This window comes from Caulobacter sp. FG7 (genome assembly GCF_057808875.1).
The window spans coordinates 35,091-54,020 of record NZ_JBMDIW010000007.1 but is presented as its reverse complement, the minus strand read 5'-3'; the positions used below and the strand labels follow the sequence as shown (position 1 = coordinate 54,020).

General features: G+C 68.3%; 20 protein-coding genes. 16 read left to right on the top strand and 4 right to left on the bottom strand.

Features of this window, described 5'->3' with window-relative positions; all coding sequences use genetic code 11:
• The first annotated feature begins 10 nt into the window (after positions 1-10).
• The 6 genes from fsa to ACODR1_RS07545 all read left to right on the top strand — a co-directional run bounded on the left by fsa (position 11) and on the right by ACODR1_RS07545 (position 4,364).
• Complete coding sequence (gene fsa, locus ACODR1_RS07570; RefSeq protein ID WP_101720534.1) at positions 11-664, top strand: fructose-6-phosphate aldolase; 654 nt, start codon at positions 11-13, stop codon at positions 662-664.
• A gap of 152 nt (positions 665-816) precedes the next feature.
• Entirely contained in the window at positions 817-1,050 is a 234-nt protein-coding gene (locus tag ACODR1_RS07565; RefSeq protein ID WP_488879902.1) for a hypothetical protein, read from the top strand.
• A gap of 86 nt (positions 1,051-1,136) precedes the next feature.
• Positions 1,137-2,549, top strand: a complete 1,413-nt coding sequence (locus ACODR1_RS07560) for a pyridoxal-phosphate dependent enzyme (protein ID WP_488879901.1) — start codon at positions 1,137-1,139, stop codon at positions 2,547-2,549.
• A 59-nt stretch (positions 2,550-2,608) separates the two neighbouring features.
• Positions 2,609-2,866 carry a type II toxin-antitoxin system ParD family antitoxin gene (locus ACODR1_RS07555; protein WP_488879900.1) on the top strand — a complete coding sequence of 86 codons (258 nt, stop codon included), beginning with the start codon at positions 2,609-2,611 and terminating at the stop codon, positions 2,864-2,866.
• A complete protein-coding gene (locus ACODR1_RS07550) occupies positions 2,867-3,172 on the top strand; it encodes a type II toxin-antitoxin system RelE/ParE family toxin (protein WP_488879899.1) in 306 nt (101 codons plus the stop codon).
• Between the two features lie 16 nt (positions 3,173-3,188).
• Positions 3,189-4,364, top strand: coding sequence for a trans-sulfuration enzyme family protein (locus tag ACODR1_RS07545; protein WP_488879898.1), 1,176 nt, complete (start codon positions 3,189-3,191; stop codon positions 4,362-4,364).
• Here the strand turns inward: ACODR1_RS07545 and ACODR1_RS07540 are convergent.
• A complete protein-coding gene (locus ACODR1_RS07540; protein ID WP_488879897.1) occupies positions 4,294-5,274 on the bottom strand; it encodes a mechanosensitive ion channel family protein in 981 nt (326 codons plus the stop codon). The genes ACODR1_RS07545 and ACODR1_RS07540 overlap by 71 nt on opposite strands.
• A 270-nt stretch (positions 5,275-5,544) precedes the next feature.
• On the opposite strand from ACODR1_RS07540, the gene ACODR1_RS07535 reads away from it, so the two are divergent.
• The 4 genes from ACODR1_RS07535 to ACODR1_RS07520 all read left to right on the top strand — a co-directional run bounded on the left by ACODR1_RS07535 (position 5,545) and on the right by ACODR1_RS07520 (position 9,796).
• Positions 5,545-6,705, top strand: a complete 1,161-nt coding sequence (locus ACODR1_RS07535) for a DegT/DnrJ/EryC1/StrS family aminotransferase (RefSeq protein ID WP_488879896.1) — start codon at positions 5,545-5,547, stop codon at positions 6,703-6,705.
• Positions 6,706-6,772: 67 nt separating this feature from the next.
• Entirely contained in the window at positions 6,773-7,546 is a 774-nt protein-coding gene (locus tag ACODR1_RS07530) for a hypothetical protein (protein ID WP_488879895.1), read from the top strand.
• Positions 7,546-8,430, top strand: coding sequence for a hypothetical protein (locus ACODR1_RS07525; protein ID WP_488879894.1), 885 nt, complete (start codon positions 7,546-7,548; stop codon positions 8,428-8,430). The genes ACODR1_RS07530 and ACODR1_RS07525 overlap by 1 nt, the downstream gene beginning before the upstream one ends.
• 148 nt (positions 8,431-8,578) lie before the next feature.
• On the top strand, positions 8,579-9,796 hold the full coding sequence (locus ACODR1_RS07520; RefSeq protein ID WP_488879993.1) for a multidrug effflux MFS transporter: 1,218 nt from the start codon (positions 8,579-8,581) through the stop codon (positions 9,794-9,796).
• On the opposite strand, the gene ACODR1_RS07515 is transcribed toward ACODR1_RS07520, so the two are convergent.
• Entirely contained in the window at positions 9,793-11,400 is a 1,608-nt protein-coding gene (locus tag ACODR1_RS07515) for a cisplatin damage response ATP-dependent DNA ligase (protein WP_488879893.1), read from the bottom strand. The genes ACODR1_RS07520 and ACODR1_RS07515 overlap by 4 nt on opposite strands.
• 94 nt (positions 11,401-11,494) lie before the next feature.
• Between ACODR1_RS07515 and ACODR1_RS07510 the strand changes: the two genes are divergently transcribed.
• Positions 11,495-11,911 (top strand): PaaI family thioesterase, encoded by a 417-nt coding sequence (locus ACODR1_RS07510; protein ID WP_488879892.1) that lies wholly within the window; start codon positions 11,495-11,497, stop codon positions 11,909-11,911.
• 5 nt (positions 11,912-11,916) lie between these two features.
• Here ACODR1_RS07510 and ACODR1_RS07505 read toward each other — a convergent pair whose 3' ends face one another.
• Positions 11,917-12,951 carry a ligase-associated DNA damage response exonuclease gene (locus ACODR1_RS07505; RefSeq protein WP_488879891.1) on the bottom strand — a complete coding sequence of 345 codons (1,035 nt, stop codon included), beginning with the start codon at positions 12,949-12,951 and terminating at the stop codon, positions 11,917-11,919.
• A gap of 26 nt (positions 12,952-12,977) precedes the next feature.
• Between ACODR1_RS07505 and ACODR1_RS07500 the strand changes: the two genes are divergently transcribed.
• The 4 genes from ACODR1_RS07500 (at position 12,978) to ACODR1_RS07485 (ending at position 16,970) form a co-directional block, all read left to right on the top strand.
• The gene (locus tag ACODR1_RS07500; protein ID WP_488879890.1) at positions 12,978-13,493 is read left to right on the top strand and encodes a PaaI family thioesterase; all 516 of its coding nucleotides are present in this window, start codon (positions 12,978-12,980) and stop codon (positions 13,491-13,493) included.
• A complete protein-coding gene (locus ACODR1_RS07495) occupies positions 13,490-13,909 on the top strand; it encodes a PaaI family thioesterase (protein ID WP_058347561.1) in 420 nt (139 codons plus the stop codon). Before ACODR1_RS07500 ends, ACODR1_RS07495 begins: the two co-directional genes overlap by 4 nt.
• 248 nt (positions 13,910-14,157) lie before the next feature.
• Positions 14,158-14,256 (top strand): hypothetical protein, encoded by a 99-nt coding sequence (locus ACODR1_RS07490; RefSeq protein ID WP_243410648.1) that lies wholly within the window; start codon positions 14,158-14,160, stop codon positions 14,254-14,256.
• 284 nt (positions 14,257-14,540) lie between these two features.
• Entirely contained in the window at positions 14,541-16,970 is a 2,430-nt protein-coding gene (locus ACODR1_RS07485) for a TonB-dependent receptor (RefSeq protein WP_488879889.1), read from the top strand.
• Positions 16,971-16,979: 9 nt separating this feature from the next.
• On the opposite strand, the gene ACODR1_RS07480 is transcribed toward ACODR1_RS07485, so the two are convergent.
• Positions 16,980-17,930, bottom strand: a complete 951-nt coding sequence (locus ACODR1_RS07480) for a histone deacetylase family protein (RefSeq protein WP_488879888.1) — start codon at positions 17,928-17,930, stop codon at positions 16,980-16,982.
• Between the two features lie 93 nt (positions 17,931-18,023).
• On the opposite strand from ACODR1_RS07480, the gene ACODR1_RS07475 reads away from it, so the two are divergent.
• Complete coding sequence (locus ACODR1_RS07475; RefSeq protein WP_488879887.1) at positions 18,024-18,878, top strand: acyl-CoA thioesterase; 855 nt, start codon at positions 18,024-18,026, stop codon at positions 18,876-18,878.
• Positions 18,879-18,930: the final 52 nt, after the last annotated feature.

Genomic DNA, 18,930 nt, shown 5'->3' with positions numbered 1-18,930 from the left:
GCGCAGAGCCATGCAGATCTTCCTCGACAGCACCGATACCAAGGTCATCGCCGACTTCGCCGCGACCGGCCTGATCGACGGCGTCACCACCAACCCGACCCTGATCGCCAAGTCGGGCCGCCCGATGCTCGAAGTGATCGCCGAGATCTGCGACCTTGTCCCCGGCCCGATCAGCGCCGAAGTGGCCGCCACCACCGCCGACGCCATGATCGCCGAAGGCGCCAAGCTGGCGCAGATCGCCCCCAACGTCGTGATCAAGCTGCCGCTGACCCGCGATGGCCTGATCGCCTGCGGCCACTTCGCCAACGAAGGCGTCAAGACCAACGTCACCCTGTGCTTCTCGCCGGCCCAGGCCCTGCTGGCCGGCAAGGCCGGCGCGACCTACGTCTCGCCGTTCATCGGCCGCCTCGACGACTACGGCTTCGACGGCATGGACCTGATCCGCGACATCCGCGCCATCTACGACAACTACGGCTACGAGACCGAGATCCTCGCCGCCTCGGTGCGCAACACCAACCACGTCAAGGAAGCCGCCATCGCCGGCGCCGACGTCGTCACCATCCCGCCGGCGGTGTTCGGCGACATGTTCAAGCACCCGCTGACCGACAAGGGCCTCGAACAGTTCCTGAAGGACTGGGCGAGCACCGGCCAGTCGATCCTGTAGTCGACGATTTTCTGATCGCCGCAAACCGTTGCGGCGCAAGGCGCGGCCCCGGATTCGTCCGGGGCCGTTTCTTTTTGCGGCTGCGAAGGTGGTTCGCAAACGCGAACTGGCGCGTTAGGGTCGGGAAACCTCGAGTTCTGAGGAGCGCGCCCATGAAAGCCGCCGACATCGCCGTCGACATCTGCCTTGCCTCCGCCGAGGAGGCCGTGCGCTTCTCGCGTTTCGTGCAGAACTTCCTGGCCAGCAACGGCTTTCCGTTCGTGATGATCCACAACACGCCTGAGCTGGGCGCCGAGCGCCGCAAGGTGGTGTTCGAGGACGCGGGCGTCGGCCACAAGTTCGCGCGTGAATGGCGGATGGACCGCCTGGCGGCCGCCGGCGCCTGACGGCCAAGCTTAAAGAACGGCGTTTCCCGTTTCCGACTTTGGGCGTTACACAGGGTGATCGTTTCGCCCTGCCCCAGAGTCGCGCCATGAACGACCCCAAATCCGCCCTTCCCCCGGTCGCCGGTTCCGCGCTCGACCTGATCGGCCGCACGCCGATGCTGGAGGTGCGAAACCTCGACACCGGCCCCTGCCGACTGTTCCTGAAGCTGGAGAACCAGAACCCGGGCGGCTCGATCAAGGACCGCGTGGCCCGCTCGATGATCGAGGCGGCCGAGGCCGACGGCTCGCTGAAACCGGGCGGCACGATCATCGAGGCCACCGCCGGCAACACCGGCCTGGGCCTGGCCCAGGTGGCGGCCCTGAAGGGCTACAAGCTGATCCTGATCGTCCCCGACAAGATGGCGCGCGAGAAGATCCTGCACCTGCGGGCCATGGGCGTGGACGTGCGCCTGACCCGCAGCGACGTCGGCAAGGGCCACCCCGAATACTACCAGGACATGGCCCAGGCCCTGGCCCGCTCGATCCCCGGCGCGATCTACGCCAACCAGTTCTCCAACCCGGCCAATCCGCGGGCTCATGAGACCGGCACCGGTCCCGAGATCCTCAAGCAGATGGACGGCGACGTCGACGCCGTGGTGGTGGGCGTCGGCTCGGGCGGCACTCTTACGGGCGTCGGCCGATACATGGCCGCACACTCGCCCAAGACGAAGATGGTGCTGGCCGACCCGGTCGGTTCGATCCTCTGCGACTACGTGGCCACCGGGACCTATGGCGAGGCCGGTTCGTGGATCGTCGAGGGCATCGGCGAGGACTTCATCCCCGACAACGCCCAGATGGACCTCGTCTCGAAGGCCTATTCGATCAGCGACCGCGAAAGCGTCGACACCGCCCGCCTGCTGCTGCGCAAGGAAGGCGTGCTGGCCGGCTCGTCGTCAGGCACCCTGCTGGCGGCGGCCCTGCGCTACTGCCGCGAGCAGACCGAGCCGAAGCGGGTGGTCACGCTGGTCTGCGACACCGGCGCCAAGTACCTGACCAAGATGTTCAACGACATGTGGCTGGCCGCGCACGGCTTCGACCAGCGCGAGCTGCACGGCGACCTGCGCGACCTGATCGCCAAGCGCTACGCCGACGGCGGCGTGATCGCCATCGGCCCGCAGGATACGTTGCTGACCGCCTACAACCGCATGCGCTCGTCCGACATCAGCCAGCTGCCGGTGGTCGATGCGGGCCGCCTGGTCGGCATCCTCGACGAAAGCGACATCCTGGCCGCCGTCGAGGGCGGCGACGAGCACCACGAAGAGCACCGGGGCGCCCGCTTCAAGACCCCGGTCGCCGACGCCATGACCCGCGAGATCAACACCCTGCAGGCCCACCAGGGCGTCGAGGCCCTGCCCGAGGTGTTCGACCGCGACGAGGTGGCCCTGGTCGTCGACGGCGACGAGTTCGTCGGCGTCATCACCCGCGTCGACCTGCTCAACCACCTGCGGCTGGAGGCGTGAGGGCGTTGCGGAAATGTTCCGCCGGAGTCATGGTATCCGCTCGGTGATAGGGTCTGATCATGGAAGTCACGCTGAAACCCGATCTGGAGCAGTTCGCCCGCGATTGTGTCGCCGCCGGCCGTTACGAGAATGTCAGCGCCGTCGTCAAAGCGGCCCTCGCCCTGCTCCAGGAGCGGGAAGAACAACGCCGCCAGCTAAGCGACTCGCTGGACGAGGCGATGGCGGAAGCCGACCGCGAGGGCTGCTTCACCGCCGCCGAGGTCGCCGCGGAGATGAGGGCCGCCATCGAGACGGCTTCCCGGGAAGCCGTGAAGTAGATGTCGTCGGCGACGGTCGCGCCCCAAGCCCGGCGCGAACTTCTCGCGGCCTCGAACTGGATTTCTGGCGATAGCCCCCGCGCAGCCTTGAGACTGACGGAAACCTTTCTGGCCGCAGCCGACGCCTTGGGCCGAAATCCCTATCTCGGCCAAGAGCAGCCCGACATCGTCCGCCCGCCCTACCGGCTTCTGAGGCTGCGGGGCTTTCCCTACGTCCTGGCCTACGATCCATCCCGGAGCCCGCCGGTCATCGTACGCGTGTTGCACGGCGCCCGCGACTTGGCCGAAGCTCTCAAATCCCTCTGACCGACGTCGAGACCGCATGACCGACATCCCCGGCAAGAACCGCCTGGCCTTCGCCACCCGCACGATCCATGGCGGCCAGTTCCCCGATCCCAGCACCGGCGCGGTGATGGTGCCGATCTACGCCACCTCGACCTACGTCCAGTCGAGCCCAGGCGAGCACAAGGGCTTCGAGTATAGCCGCAGCCAGAACCCCACCCGCTTCGCCTTCGAGCGCGCCATCGCCGACCTGGAGAGCGGGACCGCCGGCTTCGCCTTCGCCTCGGGCCTGGCGGCGGCCTCGACGATCCTTGAGATCCTCGACAGCGGCGCCCACGTGATCGCCAGCGACGACCTCTACGGCGGCTCGTTCCGCCTGTTCGACAAGGTGCGCAAACGCTCGGCGGGCCTGACCTTCAGCTTCGTCGACATGGGCGATGTCTCGGCCATCGAGGCGGCGATCCGACCCGAGACGAAGATGATCTGGGTCGAGACCCCGACCAACCCGATGCTGCGCCTGGCCGACCTGGAGGCGATCGCGGCCCTGGCCAAGCAGCGCGGCCTGATCACCGTGGCCGACAACACCTTCGCCAGCCCCTACGTCCAGCGGCCGCTGGAGCTGGGCTTCGACATCGTCATGCACTCGGCCACCAAGTACCTGAATGGCCACTCCGACGTGGTCGCCGGCGTGGCCGTGGTCGGCGACAATCCCGAGCTGATCGACAAGCTGAAATTCCTGCAGAACGCCGTCGGCGCGGTGCTGGGGCCGTTCGACAGTTTCCTGGCCCTGCGCGGGGTCAAGACCCTGGCGCTGCGCATGCAGCGGGCCTGCGACAGCGCGCTGGAGATCGCCCAGTGGCTGGCCACCCGCAGGGACGTCGAGCGGGTGATCTATCCGGGCCTGACCAGCCACCCGCAGCACGACCTGGCCCGCCGCCAGATGCATGGCGGCTTCGGCGGCATCATCTCGGTGGAACTGAAGGGCGACGAAGCCACGGCCCGTCGGATGCTGGAACGCACCCGCCTCTTCACGCTCGCCGAAAGCCTGGGCGGGGTCGAGAGCCTGATCGAGCATCCGGCGATCATGACCCACGCCTCGATCCCGGCCGATCAGCGCAAGGCGCTGGGCATCAGCGACACCCTCATCAGGCTTTCGGTGGGGATTGAGGACTGCTCGGACCTGATTTCCGACCTTTCCTCGGCGCTCGCAACTTGAACAGGTGATGGTCCTTGTCGCCGGGCATGGCCGGCGACGGGTCCGGAGCCTTGGAGGCCCGGGGCGGCGGCAGCTCGCGCGTCGGGTCCTCGGCCCACAGGTGGGCGGCCAGCATCAGGTCGGTCTTGACCGGGCCGAAGTCCTCCTTGGCGGTCCAGACGCGGATGGCGGCCTGGGCGAACACCTCCGACAGGTCGGTGACCTCGATCATCGGCGCGGGGTCCTTGCGCACCCGGGGATCGTGCTCGGCCCGCTCGCGCATCTTCTGCAGCACCACGACGAGATCGGTCTTCAGCGGCACCTTGAACAGGATGTCGGCCCGGCGCGTGCGGTGGGTCGAGTAGTTGAGGATGACGTCGCCGAACACCTTGCTGTTGGGGATCATCACCTTGACGTTGTCGGGCGTGGCGATCTCGGTGAACAGCAGGTCCAGCGACTTCACCGTGCCCTGGCGGGTGGCCGTCTCGATGACGTCGCCGACGCGATAGGGGCGAAACAGCAGGATCATCACCCCCGCCGCCACGTTCGACAGCGCGCCCTGCAGCGCCAGACCGATGGCCAGCGAGGCCGCGCCCAGCACGGCGATGATCGAGGTCGCCTGCACGCCCAGCTGTTGCAGCACCGCCACCAGGCCGATGGCGACGATGGCGTAGCGCACCAGCGACGAGACGAAGCTCTCCAGGGTCGGGTCGGGATTGGTCCGGTGCACCCGGCCCAGGGCCCTTTTGGCCACCCCCGCCAGCCAGCCGGCGGCCCAGAAGGTGACCACCAGGATGATCGCGGCGACCACTAGGTTGACGGCGATCTTGCCCAGCCAGTCGAGGAAATGCCCGAACATGGTCTCGTCGGCCTTGATGTTGGCGATGGACGGCAGGTCGAGGTCGGCGGGTACGGTACTGGGCTTGCTCATGAAACTCTCGATGGCGCCCCCACGCCGGCCGGTCAACGACGCACGGCGCAGGTTCGTTCCCGCGTCCGGATCCTCCCCCTTCAGGGGGAGGTGGCCCGGAGGGCCGGAGGGGGAAGTTCCTGATGAGGTCGAGGCGGCTGCTAATCCAGCAACACCTCCCCCCCTCAGTCGCTCTGCGACAGCTCCCCCTTCAGGGGGAGCATTTGGCGAAACAGTCGGTTACATCAATTGGCTCGAAACCGCCGCCTTTGAACTCTAAGAGCCGCGCCCATGAGCATGCCCTTCATCGACCTCGCCGCGCAGCAGCGCCGGATCCGCGACAAGATCGACGCCGCCGTGGCGGCCGTGCTGGACAGCGGGGCCTATGTCATGGGCCCGCAGGTCCGCGAGTTCGAAGCCCAGCTGGCCGCCTTCGGCCAGGCCGGCAAGGCGCTGTCCTGCGCCAACGGCACCGACGCCATCGCCCTGCCGCTGATGGCCTGGGGCGTGGGCGCGGGCGACGCCGTGTTCTGCCCGTCCTTCACCTTCGCCGCGACGCCGGAAGTCGTGCCGTGGGTCAACGCCACGCCGGTGTTCGTCGACGTGCTGCCGGACACCTACAATCTCGACCCGGCCAAGCTGGAAGCCGCCATCGCCGACGTGAAGGCGCAGGGCAAGCTGACCCCGAAGGTGGTCATCGCCGTCGACCTGTTCGGCCAGCCGGCCGACTATCCGGCCATCAAGGCCATCTGCGACCGCGAAGGCCTGAAGCTGATCGCCGACAGCGCCCAGGGCTTCGGCTGCACCCTGGACGGCAAGCATCCGCTGCACTGGGCGGACGTGGCCACCACCAGCTTCTTCCCGGCCAAGCCGCTGGGCTGCTACGGCGACGGCGGCGCGGTGCTGACCAACGACCCGGTGCTGTGGGACCTGATGGACAGCTACCGCGTCCACGGCAAGGCGGTCGGCCCCGACCTCGAAGGCAAGACCTTCGACCATGACCCCAAGTACCTCAACACCCGCATCGGCATGAACTCGCGGCTGGACACCATCCAGGCGGCGATCCTGATCGAGAAGCTGGCGATCTTCGCCGAGGAAATCGAGCTGCGCCAGGCGGTGGCCGATCGCTACGCCGAGGGCCTCGCAGGCGCGGTGCTGTCGACGCCCAAGGTGATCGACGGCGGCGTCTCGGTCTGGGCCCAGTACGTCATCGAGCACGAGAACCGCGACGGCCTGGCCGCCCACCTCAAGGCCAAGGGCGTGCCGACCGCGGTCTACTACCCGGTCCCGATGCACGTGCAGGCGCCGTACGCAGCCTTCCCGCGCGGCGCCGGCGGCCTGCCGGTCACCGAAGCCAAGGCCGAAACGGTCCTGGCCCTGCCGATGCACCCCTATCTGGCCGAAGCCGATCAAGCGGTGGTCATCGAGGCGATACGCGGGTTCAACGGCTGAGCTTCGCCTCATTGAGGCCTCAACTTCTGGCATTGTGCGCCGCGCCACTCCCTACCAGAAGGCCCGCATGCACGATCCGGTCACCAGCTTCGTCGTCTCGGTCTTCAGCGCGCCCAGCGCGGCCCTGATCATGGCCGGCGCCATCCTGGCGCTGGCCATCGGCCTGGTCTTCCAGTCCGGCCATTTCGAGTTCGCCCCCCTGAAGGACGACCTGCGTCGCCGCGCCGACCTGCTGTCGGAGCTGCGCGGACCAGATCTGCAGAAGGCCTTCGCCGAGGCCTTCCCGACCCTCGACAAGCGCCTGGGCGGCACGTCCTATCCCACACTCGAGCTGGGCTGGGCCGCCTATCGCGGTCAACTCGCCGAAACCGCGGACGGGCGCCTGGCTTCGTCGATCCACGCGGTCGACGCTTTCGAACATGCCGACGGCCCGGCGCGCACGCTCGAATGGTGGGCCAACATCCTGGTCGCCATCGGCCTGGTCATCACCTTCATGGGTATCGTCGCGGCCCTGACCGAGGCGGTCGACGCCATGCAGCGGCAGGGCGGCGCCGGCATGCAGACCGCGCTGATGGGCCTCCTGGCCGTGGCCGCCACCAAGTTCTGGACCTCGATCGCCGGCGTCTTCGGCTCGATCATCCTGCGTCTGGTCGCGCGCCGCCGCCGCCAGGTCATCGAGGCGCTGGAGGCCCATTTCTTCGCCTTGCTCGACGGCTGCGTCCGTTTCGCGCCGCCTAAAAAGGTGATGCTGGAGCAACTGGCGGTGCTGTCGCGCATCGAGGCCGCCCTTGGCGCCGGCGCGCCCCAGCGTCAGGCTCCGGCCGCGCCGAGCCTGGCCTGATGGCGGGCCTGGCCCGCGCCCGCCGGCGCCGCACGCCCGACCTCGAAGAGGGCGAAAGCTACTACGTGTCGATGACCGACATGATGGTGGGGGTGATCTTCATCTTCATCATCATGCTGAGCTATTTCGCCCTGCAGTTTCGGCAGTCGACCAAGGCCCTGACCGAGGCCAGGCACCCGGAAAGCGCCGCTCTTCTGCAGACGGCCACGGCCCTCACCCCGCGCGACGTCACCATCGAGATCGACGAGCAGGCCCGCGTGCTTTGCGTGCCCGAAACCGCGATCGGCGGCGCCGGCTCCGATCGCCGCTGCTTCTCCTACGCCCCGCCGAGCAAGACCCCGGACCTGGCCGTCGCCGCGTCCGACGCCCAGAAGGCGCTCATGGGCTTCCTCGACGCCGATCTGCATGACGCCGGCGCGCCCCTGGTGGGCGACACCGCGGGCGGCGCCCTGTCGTTCTCGGCCGACGCCCTGTTCGAACCCGGCTCGTCGACCCTGTCGGCGGGGGGGCGCAGGATCGCCGGCCAGGTCGCCGCCTCGCTGGCCCAGCGCCTGCCCTGCCTGTCCTATGGCGGCGCGACCTCGACCACTTGCCCCGAGGGCGAGGCCAAGCTCGCCCTGGTCAACGTGGTCAGCCAGACCAATCTCGACGCCTTCACCACCGAGGGCCAGCAGGCCGCGGCCCTGGCCCTGGCGCGCTCGGCGGCCTTCCACCAGGCCCTGACCGGCGCCCAGCCGGTGCTCGGCGCCCTGCGCAGCGCCCCTGCCGGCCAGCCCGGCTCGCAGCCGCTGTTGCGCGTGGCCAGCGTCGGCCAGTCGCAGGAGGGCGCCTCGAAAGTGGGCGAAGGCCAGACGGTGAGCATCCAGTTCCAGATGGCCCAGTAAGCGGGCCGGCGCGGTTGGCGCGCGGGCCCCATCGGCCTATATGCCGCGCGTTGCGTTTCGCGCCGGCCGGCGCCTCGCGCGTCCACGGCCGAAGAAAGAGCGCGTCATGCCAAGGGACACCCAGCAGACCACATCGCCCCATGCGGGCATGGGCTTCGCCCAGTTCGTCGCCCTGATCGCGGCGATGATGGCCACCAACGCCCTGGCCATCGACTCCATGCTGCCGGCCCTGCCGCAGATCAGCGCCAGCCTGGGCCTCACCGCCGACAACCAGCGCCAGTGGGTGATCACCGCCTACCTGCTGGGCTTCGGCGCGGCCCAGATCGCCTATGGCTCGCTGGCCGACCGCTACGGCCGCAAACCGGTGCTGCTGGCGGGCCTTGCCCTCTACGTCCTCTTCAGCCTGGCCTGCGCCCTGACCACCTCGTTCGAGATGCTGCTGGTCGCCCGGGCCCTGACGGGGGTCGGCGCGGCGGCGACGCGAGTGCTGGCCGTGTCGATCGTCCGCGACTGCTATTCGGGCCGCCGCATGGCCCAGGTGATGTCGCTATCGTTCATCGTCTTCCTGGCCGTGCCCATCGTCGCCCCGTCGATCGGCCAGGCCATCGTGCTGGTCGCGCCCTGGCGCTGGATCTTCGGCGTCATGGCCGTGTTCGGCGCCGCCGTGATCGCCTGGACCGCCCTGAAGCTGCCCGAGACCCTGCACCCTGAAGACCGCACCCCGATCTCGCCCGGCGCGATCCTGGGCGCGTTCCGCACCGCCCTGACCGACCGCATCGCCATGGGCTACACCATCGCCGCCACCCTGGTGCTGGCGGGCCTCTTCGGCTTCATCAACTCGGCCCAGCAGGTGTTCGTCGACGCCCTGGGCGCGGGCGAGTGGTTCACGATCATCTTCGCCGGGATCGCCGGCGGCATCGCCCTGGCCTCGCTGGTCAACGCCCGCATCGTCGAGCGCCTGGGCATGCGCAAGGTCTCGCACGTCGCCCTGCTGGGCTTCATCGCGTTCGCCGGGGTGCACGCCGTCGTCGCCCACACCCAGCACGAGACGGTGTGGACCTTCGCCCTGCTGCAGGGCGGGATGATGTTCTGCTTTGGCCTGGTGATGTCGAACTTCGGGGCCATCGCCATGGAGCCGCTGGGCCACATCGCCGGCGCCGCGGCCTCGCTGCAGGGCTTCATCACCACCATCGGCGGGGCCCTGGGCGGCTTCCTGATCGGCCAGCTGTTCGACGGCACCGTCGGCCCGCTGACCCTGGGCTTCTTCGGCTTCGGCGTGGCCGGCCTGATCGCCGTGCTGGTCACCGAGAAGGGCCGGCTGTTCCAGACCGGCCACGGCGGCGGCGCGCCGGACATGGCCCACTAGGCGTCCAGCATCCGCTCCAGCGTGGCCAGTTCGTCCGCCTCGCGGGCGGGCTTGTCCCAGCGGATGCGGTTGATGCGGGGAAAGCGCATGGCCACGCCCGACTTGTGCCGGGTCGAGCGCTGCAGGCCCTCGAACGCCACCTCGAAGACCAGGCCGAACTCCAGGTCGGCCCGAACCGAGCGCACCGGCCCGAACCGCTCGACGGTGTGGTCGCGCACGAACTTGTCGATCTGTTTTAGCTCCTCGTCGGTGAAGCCGAAATAGGCCTTGCCGACGGGGGTCAGCTTGCGATCGCCGGTTTCGTCCTCGCGCCAGACGCCGAAGGTGTAGTCGGAATAGAAGCTCGAGCGCTTGCCGTGCCCCCGCTGGGCGTACATCAGCACCGCGTCCACCAGGTGCGGATCGCGCTTCCACTTGAACCACGGGCCCTTGGGGCGGCCCGGCTCGTAGGCGCTGTCCCAGCGCTTGAGCATCAGGCCTTCGGCTATGGCCGGATCGCCGGCTGGGGGATCGGCGCGCAGGGCGGCCAACGCCTCCCAGGTCTCGAAAGGCTGCAGGGGCGACAGGTCGATGCGGGTCGTCGAGAGACGACCGACGAAGGCTTCAAGCCGCTGGCGGCGCTGGGCGAAAGGCAGGCCTCGCAGATCCTCCTCGTCGTCCAGCAGCAGATCGTAGGCCCGGATCCCGGCCGGGTGGGCGGCCATCAGCCTGGCGTCCACCGTCTTGCGGTTCAGCCGCTGCTGCAGGTCGCCGAAGCTGGCGATCGCGCCGTCGCGCATGACCAACAGTTCGCCATCGAGCGCGCCCTCGAAGTCGAGCGCCTCAAGCACGTCGGGAAAGGTCGCCGAGATGTCGTCGCCGGTGCGGGTGTAGAGCCGCCGCTCGCCGCGCTCGCTGACGGCCTGGACGCGGATGCCGTCCCACTTCCATTCGGCGGCGTAGTCGGCCGGGTCGAACCTGGCGAAATCCACCGCCTCGTCGATGGCCTGGGCCAGCATCACCGGCCGGAAGCGACCGGGCGCATCCGGCGAGGGCCGGTCGGAGCGTCCCTCCAGCCAGGCGAAGAGGTCGCCATAGGGCGGCTCGATCGCGTGCCAGACCTCCTCGATCTCGCCGATCGGCACGCCTCCCAGATTGGCGCAGGCCTGCTTGGCCAGGCGCGAGGAAACACCCACCCGCAGGCCGCCGGTCATCAGCTTGAGCAGCGCCCAGCGGCCGTCAGCGTCCAGGGCGTCCAGCCAGCCCTCGATCAGCGCCTGCGCCCCCGCCCGAGAGGTCGCCTTCAGGGCCTCGACCACTTCCGAGAGCTCAGGTTCGCGATTGGCGCCGGGCCGGGCGGGCCAGACCAGAGCGACGGTCTCGGCCAGGTCGCCGACATAGTCGTAGGACCAGGCGAACAGTTGGGCGTCCATCCGCGCCTCGACCGCCTTCCTGATGAAGGCCGGCTTGGCGGCGTCGAACGACAGGGCCCCGGTCAGGGCCGCCAGGGCGTAGCCGCGGTCAGGGTCCGGGGTCCCGCGCAGGAAGCCCTCGATCAGCGTCAGCTTGGCGTTGCGCGAGGCCGTCAGCGACAGGCGATCGAGAAGATGGGCGAAGGCGCGCATGGCTAGAGAATGTCGCGCGGGGGCGCAGGTTCAAGCCGTCACGCTTGCGAACAATTCAAACATTCGTTTAACTCGCGATCGAGGGAGACGACCGATGACCTTCCAGCCGCCCCAGCCCTTCGCGCCGCACACCCGCACCAGCCCGCTGACCGCGCCCTGGGAGCCGATCTACGCCGACGTGCGCGAGGACCGCTGGGTGCTGGGACTGGAGGCCCGCGAGGCGCACGCCAACTCGCGCGGCGGACCGCACGGCGGCCTGATCGCCGCCCTGGCCGACAACGCCATGGGCCTGTCGTGCGGCGTGCGGATGCGACGCGAGGGTCTGGCCTTCAACGGCTTCGTCACCGTCTCGCTGGGCGTCGACTACCTGGCCGCGCCCAGCCTCGGCCAATGGCTGGCGTTCGACACCGACTTCATCAAGCCGGGCAAGAGCCTGTGCTACGCCGAGGCCACGGTCCGCGCCGACGGCAAGCCCGTGGCCCGGGCGCGGGGAACCTTCAAGGTCGTCTGAGGCGACTACTCGCCGTCGTCCTCGTCGTAACCGACCAGACGCAGGGCGCGGGCGGGGATGCCCTCCAGCTCGCACCACCGCTCCAGGGCCTCCTCGCGGCCGTGGGTGATCCACACCTCGCCGGGGCGCAGCTCGGCCAGGGTGTCGGTCAGCTCGTCCCAGTCGGCATGATCGGAAATGATCAGCGGCAGCTCGACGCCCCGCTGGCGGGCCCGCGCCCTCACCCGCATCCAGCCGCTGGCGAAGCAGTCGACCGGATCGGGAAAGCGGCGGCTCCAGCGGTCGGCCAAGGCCGAGGGCGGGGCGACGATGATCGAACCGGCGAAGTCGCCGGCCTTGCCGCGCTCGGTGGTCGCGGGCGCCAACGGACCCAGATCGACGCCGTGCGCCTCATAGAGACGGTTCAGCCGCTCCATCGCCCCGTGGACGTGGATTGTCCGGTCCCAGCCGGCTTCCCGCAGCAGCCTGATGACCCGCTGGGCCTTGCCCAGGGCGTAGGCCCCGACGATGTGGGCACGGTCGGGGAACTGTTCCACCGACTTCAGCAGGGCGGCGATCTCGCCCGCGTCGTCGGGATGGCGGAACACCGGCAGGCCGAAGGTGGCCTCGGTGACGAAGACGTCGCAGGGCACGGGTTCGAACCGCGCGCAGGTCGGGTCGCGGCGGCGCTTGTAGTCGCCGGAGACGACGACGGTCAGGCCCTTCCAGCGCACCACCGCCTGGGCCGATCCCAGCACGTGGCCGGCGGGGACGAGACAGACCTCGACATCGTTGATCGTGACGCTCTCGCCATAGGCCAGCGGCTGACGGCCGACGACGGCGAAATCCTCGCCATAGCGCTCGGCCATGATCGCCAGGGTCTCGGGGGTGGCCAGCACGGTGTTGTGGCCGGCGCGAGCGTGGTCGGAATGGCCGTGGGTGATCACCGCCCGGTCCACGGGACCGACCGGATCGATGTAGAAGTCGCCGGGCGGGCAGTAGAGCCCTCCGGGCTTCGGACAGAGAAGATCCTGGGGCTTGATCACGGCTGGATAAGACAACGCGCGATCCTGTAAGCCTATCCCTCATGAGCGAGACGGATATCGGCGAACAGCACCGCCTCATCGCCAAGGCGATGAACGAGGGCAGCCCCCAGGCCAAGGCCCTGGGCTTTTCCACCCTGCAGATCGGCGACGGCGTCGCCATCCTCAAGGTGCCCTACCGCACCGAACTGGTCGGGGATCCCGAGACGGGGGTGATCGCCGGCGGGGTGGTGACCACCCTGCTCGACCACGCTTCGGGCCAGGCGGTGCACGCGGCCATGAGCCACTGGACCTCGATCGCCACGCTGGACCTGCGCATCGACTACATGCGGCCGGCCGAGCCGGGAAAGGACATCCTGGCCCGGGCCCACTGCTACAAGCTGACCCGCTCGGTCGCCTTCGTCCGCGCCGTGGCCTACGAGACCGATCCCGACGACCCGATCGCCGCCGCCCAGGCCGCCTTCATGCTGGATTCCAGCGCCGGCAAGAAGGCGGGCGCCAACCTCAAGCCGCCAGGCTCCAGCAAGCCGGACGAGAGCAAGAAGGAGGGCGGCCAATGAGCGAAGCCCAGGATCGACTGGTCGCCGTGCTCGGCGCCATTCCCTACGCCCGCTTCATCGGCATGAAGGCCGAACTGGCCGGCGACGAGATGACCGCCATCCTGCCGTTCTCGCCCGAGATCGTCGGCAACCCGATGCTGCCGGCCATCCACGGCGGCGTGCTGGGCGCCTTCATGGAGATGACGGCCCTGGCCCAGCTGTCGATCGCCGAGACCCTCAAGCGCCAGCCGCGCACCATCGACGTCTCGATCGAGTACCTGCGCTCGGGCCGGCCGCTGACCACCTATGCCCGCGCCCAGATCAAGAAGGTCGGCCGACGCATCGCCAACGTCCATGTCGAGGCCTGGCAGGAGCAGCGCGCTGCCCCGATCGCGGCCCTGCGCGGCCACTTCCTGCTGACCGGGGCCGAGGACTGATCCTCCCCCGGTTGCGGCGGCGCGGCGCAAGCCGCGCCTGCCGGACGACCGGACAACAAGGCAATAATTTTCACAATTGCCCGCCACGGCGCTCACATTAATCCAATGTAATGCGCATTACAGGTCTGATAGTTTCTTAAAATGGCGTCATGACGCAAAGGTAACGGGTTTTCGTCCCTCGCCCCGCCTATACCTCTTTTCACCGGACGCGGACGTCGCGCCGGGCAAACAACTCAGGGACTAGACCAATGACCTTCTCGAACAACGCCTTCGCTTCGCTCGCCAGCCTGGTGCTCGCCGTGCTTCCCCTCGTCGTCATCGCCGGCTTCATCTCGCCGAGCTTCTAAGTGAACGCCGCGTAGCTCCGCCGGCCCGATCCCGGCGGAGCATGGCGCCTGGCGAAATCATTCGCTGAAGAATAGATCGGAAAGAATTGGAAACTTACTTGTTTCCATAGATATCAGAACGTTGCCTTTGCAGCGAACTTGCAGCGATATCGTCGATTTCCGACCCCATAATCGCTCCAATATCGTCATCAAACATAGAATTACGATCTCTAGAAATCCCACTTCCGCAGCATTTTACTTCGCATGTCGGCGGAGTTGTTGCGGACAAGGGGATATTCTTAGAGATGAACAGAACCAAGCTGGCCTGCCTGGCCACGACGGCGCTGTTCGGCGGCCTGCTTTCGGCCGCCGGCGCCTACGCCCAATCGACCGCCACCACCGAACTCGACACCGTCGTCGTCACCGCCGCCTCGGGCCCCAAGACGATGGACGGGACCATGGTCGCCGAGACGGCGCCGAAGGGTAAATACACGGTCACCAACGAGTTCCTGAACCGTCAGGCCGACGGCCAGACCGTGCTTCAGTCGCTGAACCTGGTGCCGGGCCTGGTGTTCACCAACAGCGACCCCTACGGCTCGTCGGGCGGCAGCATCCGCCTGCACGGCCAGGACGGCGCCCACATCGGCTTCCTGGTCGACGGCGTGCCGCTGAACGACGGCGGCAACTACGCCATCTATTCGAACCAGCAGGTCGACGCCGAACTGATCCAGCAGGCCAACGTCAACACCGGTTCGACCGACGCCGACTCCGTCACCGCCTCCTCGACCGCCGGTGTCATCAACTACACCACCCTGCGCGCCACCAAGGACTTCGGCGTGGTCACCAAGGCCGGCGTCGGCACCGACAACTTCCGCCGCGCCTTCGCCCTCTTGCAGACCGGCGAGTTCGGCCCGTTGGGCACGCGCGCCTGGATCGCCGGCAGCTGGCAGAAGTACGACAAGTTCAAGGGTCCGGGCACGCTCGAGAAGAAGCAGGTCAACGCCCGCATCGAGCAGGATCTGGCCAAGCCGGGCGACTTCCTGGCGCTGAACTTCAACTACAATGAGAACCGCAACAACAGCTACTACGCGCCCTACCTGACCAACGCCGACGCCTCGGTGGCCGGCGACGTGGCGACCTACGGCGAGGACTACGACTTCAGCACCACGCCGGGCGCCTCCAACTACTACGGCCTGCGCCTGAACCCGTCGAACACCGGCACCATCCGCGGCCAGTCGCGCTTCACCCTGCTGCCGAACCTTAAGCTGACGGTCGATCCGTCGTTCAACTACACCATGGCCAACGGCGGCGGCTCGACCAGCCTGTCGGAAACCTCGATCCAGCTGAAGAACACCGCCGGCAAGGGCGTCGACCTCAACGGCGACGGCGACACCAGCGACACCGTGCTGGTCTATTCGCCCAGCAACACCAACTCCCGCCGCTGGGGCCTGAACACCTCGCTGATCTGGGACGTGGCCGACCATCACCGCGTGCGCTTCGCCTACGCCTGGGACGAGGCCCACACCCGCCAGACCGGCGAATACAGCATCCTCAACAGCAACGGCGACCCGACCGACGTGTTCAGCGGCAAGGACGGGTACGGCGTGGCGGTGCTGACCGCGGACGGCGACGTCGCCCAGAAGCGCAACCGCGCCTCGGTGGCCACCTTCAACCAGTTCAGCGTCGAGTACCGCGGCGAATTCCTGGACGAGAAGCTGATCGCCAACATCGGCGTGCGCCTGCCCACGCTCGATCGCGAACTGAATCAGTATTGCTACTCGCGCGCCGGCTCGACCACCTACTACTGCTCGTCGATGACCCCGACGGCGACGGCCGCCAAGGCCGACGGCGCGGTGGCCTCGGTCGTCACCGTCAACGGCGCGACCTACTTCTCGCCGTTCTCGGCCAAGAAGAGCTACGACGACATCCTGCCGAACGTGGGCCTGTCGTACCGCATCGGCGACAACCACTCGGTCTATGGCAGCTATTCGGAGCAGATGTCGGCGCCGAAGGTCGACAACCTCTACACCCTGACCAGCACCGGCGCCCTGGGCAATGTCGAGCCGGAAACCGGCCAGACGGTGGAAGTCGGCTACCGCTTCCGCACGCCGACCGTGATGGCCTCGGCCAGCGTCTACCACACCAACATCCAGAACCGGATCGTCACCACGGTCGACCAGAACGACGGCACCTACATCGACCGCAACGTCGGCGACGTCGAGATCCAGGGCTTCGACGCCCAGGCCCAATGGCGCCTGGACGACAGCCTGACGATCTACGGCTCGATGGCCTATACCGACGCCAAGCTGCAGGACGACCTGGCCGTCAGCTACAGCTCGACCACGGGCCTGGCCACCTATGCCGACACCGCCGGCAAGCAGGTGGTGGAGACCCCGAAGTGGACCTTCGCCGGCCGCCTGACCTACGACATCGGCAAGTTCCAGATCGGCGTGCAGGGCAAGTTCATCGGCGAGCGGTACATGACCGACGTCAACGACCAGAAGCTGCCGCACTACACGGTGTGGGACGCCGACGTTCGCTACGACCTGGGCGGCGACGGCTGGAAGAAGTCGTACCTCCAGCTCAACGTCACCAACATCTTCGACAAGTTCTACTACGGCAACCTGTCGGGAACCCAGACCAGCGCCACCCCGGGCGACCCCGGCTATGCGCGCACCTACGCCTATGTGGGCGCCCCGCGCGCGGCGGTGCTCAGCCTGCGGACGGCCTTCTAAGGCCGCGCTTCAGATCGCATGAGGAAGGGGCGGCTCGGCGACGAGCCGCCCCTTTTTCGTGGCCGCCAGAGCCGCCGCCGTGCGGTGCAGTATGGCGTGACGGTCGGCCAGGCGGTCGATGTCGGGGTCGTAGCCGCCGCCGATCACGCCCACGACCGGGATCTCCCGTTGCAGGCAGGCGCCCAGCACCCGCGCTTCGCGGGCGGCGATGCCGGCGTTGGTCAGGGCAAGGCGTCCCAGCTTGTCGTCCGTATGCGGATCGACACCGGCGTTGAAGAACACGAGCTCTGGATCCACCCGCGCGATCAGCTCGGGCAGGATCGCGTCGAGACGGGCCAGATAGGCGTCGTCGCCGGTTGCGTCCGGCAGCTCGACATCGAGGTCGCTGGCGGCCTTGCGGTGCGGAAAGTTCTTCTCGGCGTGCATCGAGAAGGTGAAGACGCTGGGATCGTCCTCGAAGATCCGCGCCGTGCCGTCACCCTGGTGGACGTCTAGGTCGACGACCAGCACCTGGGAGACGCGGCCCTCGGCCTGCAGCAGCCGGGCGGCGACGGCCACGTCGTTGAACACGCAGAAGCCCGCGCCGGAAGCGGCCTCGGCGTGATGGCTGCCGCCGGCGGTGTTGCAGGCGATCCCACGCTCCAGCGCCAGGCGGGCGGCCAGGATCGTGCCGCCGGTCGCCGCGCGGGCGCGGATGGCGACGCTCTCGCTGTTGGGCATGCCGATGCGGCGCACCACGTCGGGCGGCAGCGACAGTTCGACCACGCCGCGCACGTAATCGTCGGTATGCGCCAGCCTCAGCACCTCCAGCGGCGCAAACTCCGGCTGGTGGAAGCCCTCCGGCCCCGGCAGTCCCTCGGCCTCCAGCAGGCTGGCGAGCTTCGAGAACTTGTCCATCGGGAAGCGGTGGCCGGGCGGCATTTCGGCCCGGAAGGCGGGGTGATGGACGATGGGCGGCATGCTCCGAAGGATGGGAGCCGCGACCATGCGGCGCAAGGCTGACGTTATGGGCAGCCTTGCCCTGGCCGTCCGTGAAGCTTATCGCAGCGCACCATGCAGACGCCCGAGAACCTCGCCGAGATCCTGACCCTCGAACCGATCGAGGTGAACCTGTTCCGGGGCGTCAGCCCCAACGACGGCTTTCCGCGCATCTTCGGCGGCCTGGTCATCGCCCAGGCGCTGACGGCGGCCTACCAGACCGTGGGCGACCGGGTCTGCCACTCGCTGCATGCCTATTTCATCCGCCCCGGCGACGTGAACGCCCCGGTGCTCTACGAGGTCGAGCGGGCCCGCGACGGCGGCACCTTCACCACCCGCCGGGTGGCCGCCATCCAGCACGGCGAGCAGATCTTCAACCTGGCCGCCTCGTTCCAGACGCCGGAAGCGGGCCTGGAGCACCAGTTCGAGGCGCCGGACGTCCCAGCGCCCGAGACCTTGCCGACCGAGGCCGAGTACCTGCGCAGCCTGGGCGACCAGATCCATCCCAAGATGCTGGCCTTCATGGAGCGCCCGCGCCCCGTCGATCTGCGCTGGATCGACCCGCAGAACCCCGTGGCCCCGGTCAAGAAGTCTGGCGACAAGCAGGTGTGGATGCGCGCCGTCGCCCCGCTGGGCGAAGACATCCGCATGCAGCAGGCCGCCCTGGCCTATGCGTCCGACATGGCCTTCATGGAAAGCGCCCTGCGCCCGCACGGTTTGATCTGGACGACGCCGGGCCTGCAGGCCGCCAGCCTCGACCACGCCATGTGGTTCCACCACCCCTTCGACTTCAACGACTGGACCCTGTTTTCCCAGGACAGCCCCAGCGCCTCGCAGGGCCGTGGCCTGGTGCGCGGCCAGATGTTCAGCCGCGACGGCAAGCTGGTCGCCTCGGTGGCGCAGGAATGCCTGATGCGGATCCGGAAGTAGGCGCTTCGCGCACCCCCTCAGTCGCTTCGCGACAGCTCCCCCAGACGGGGAG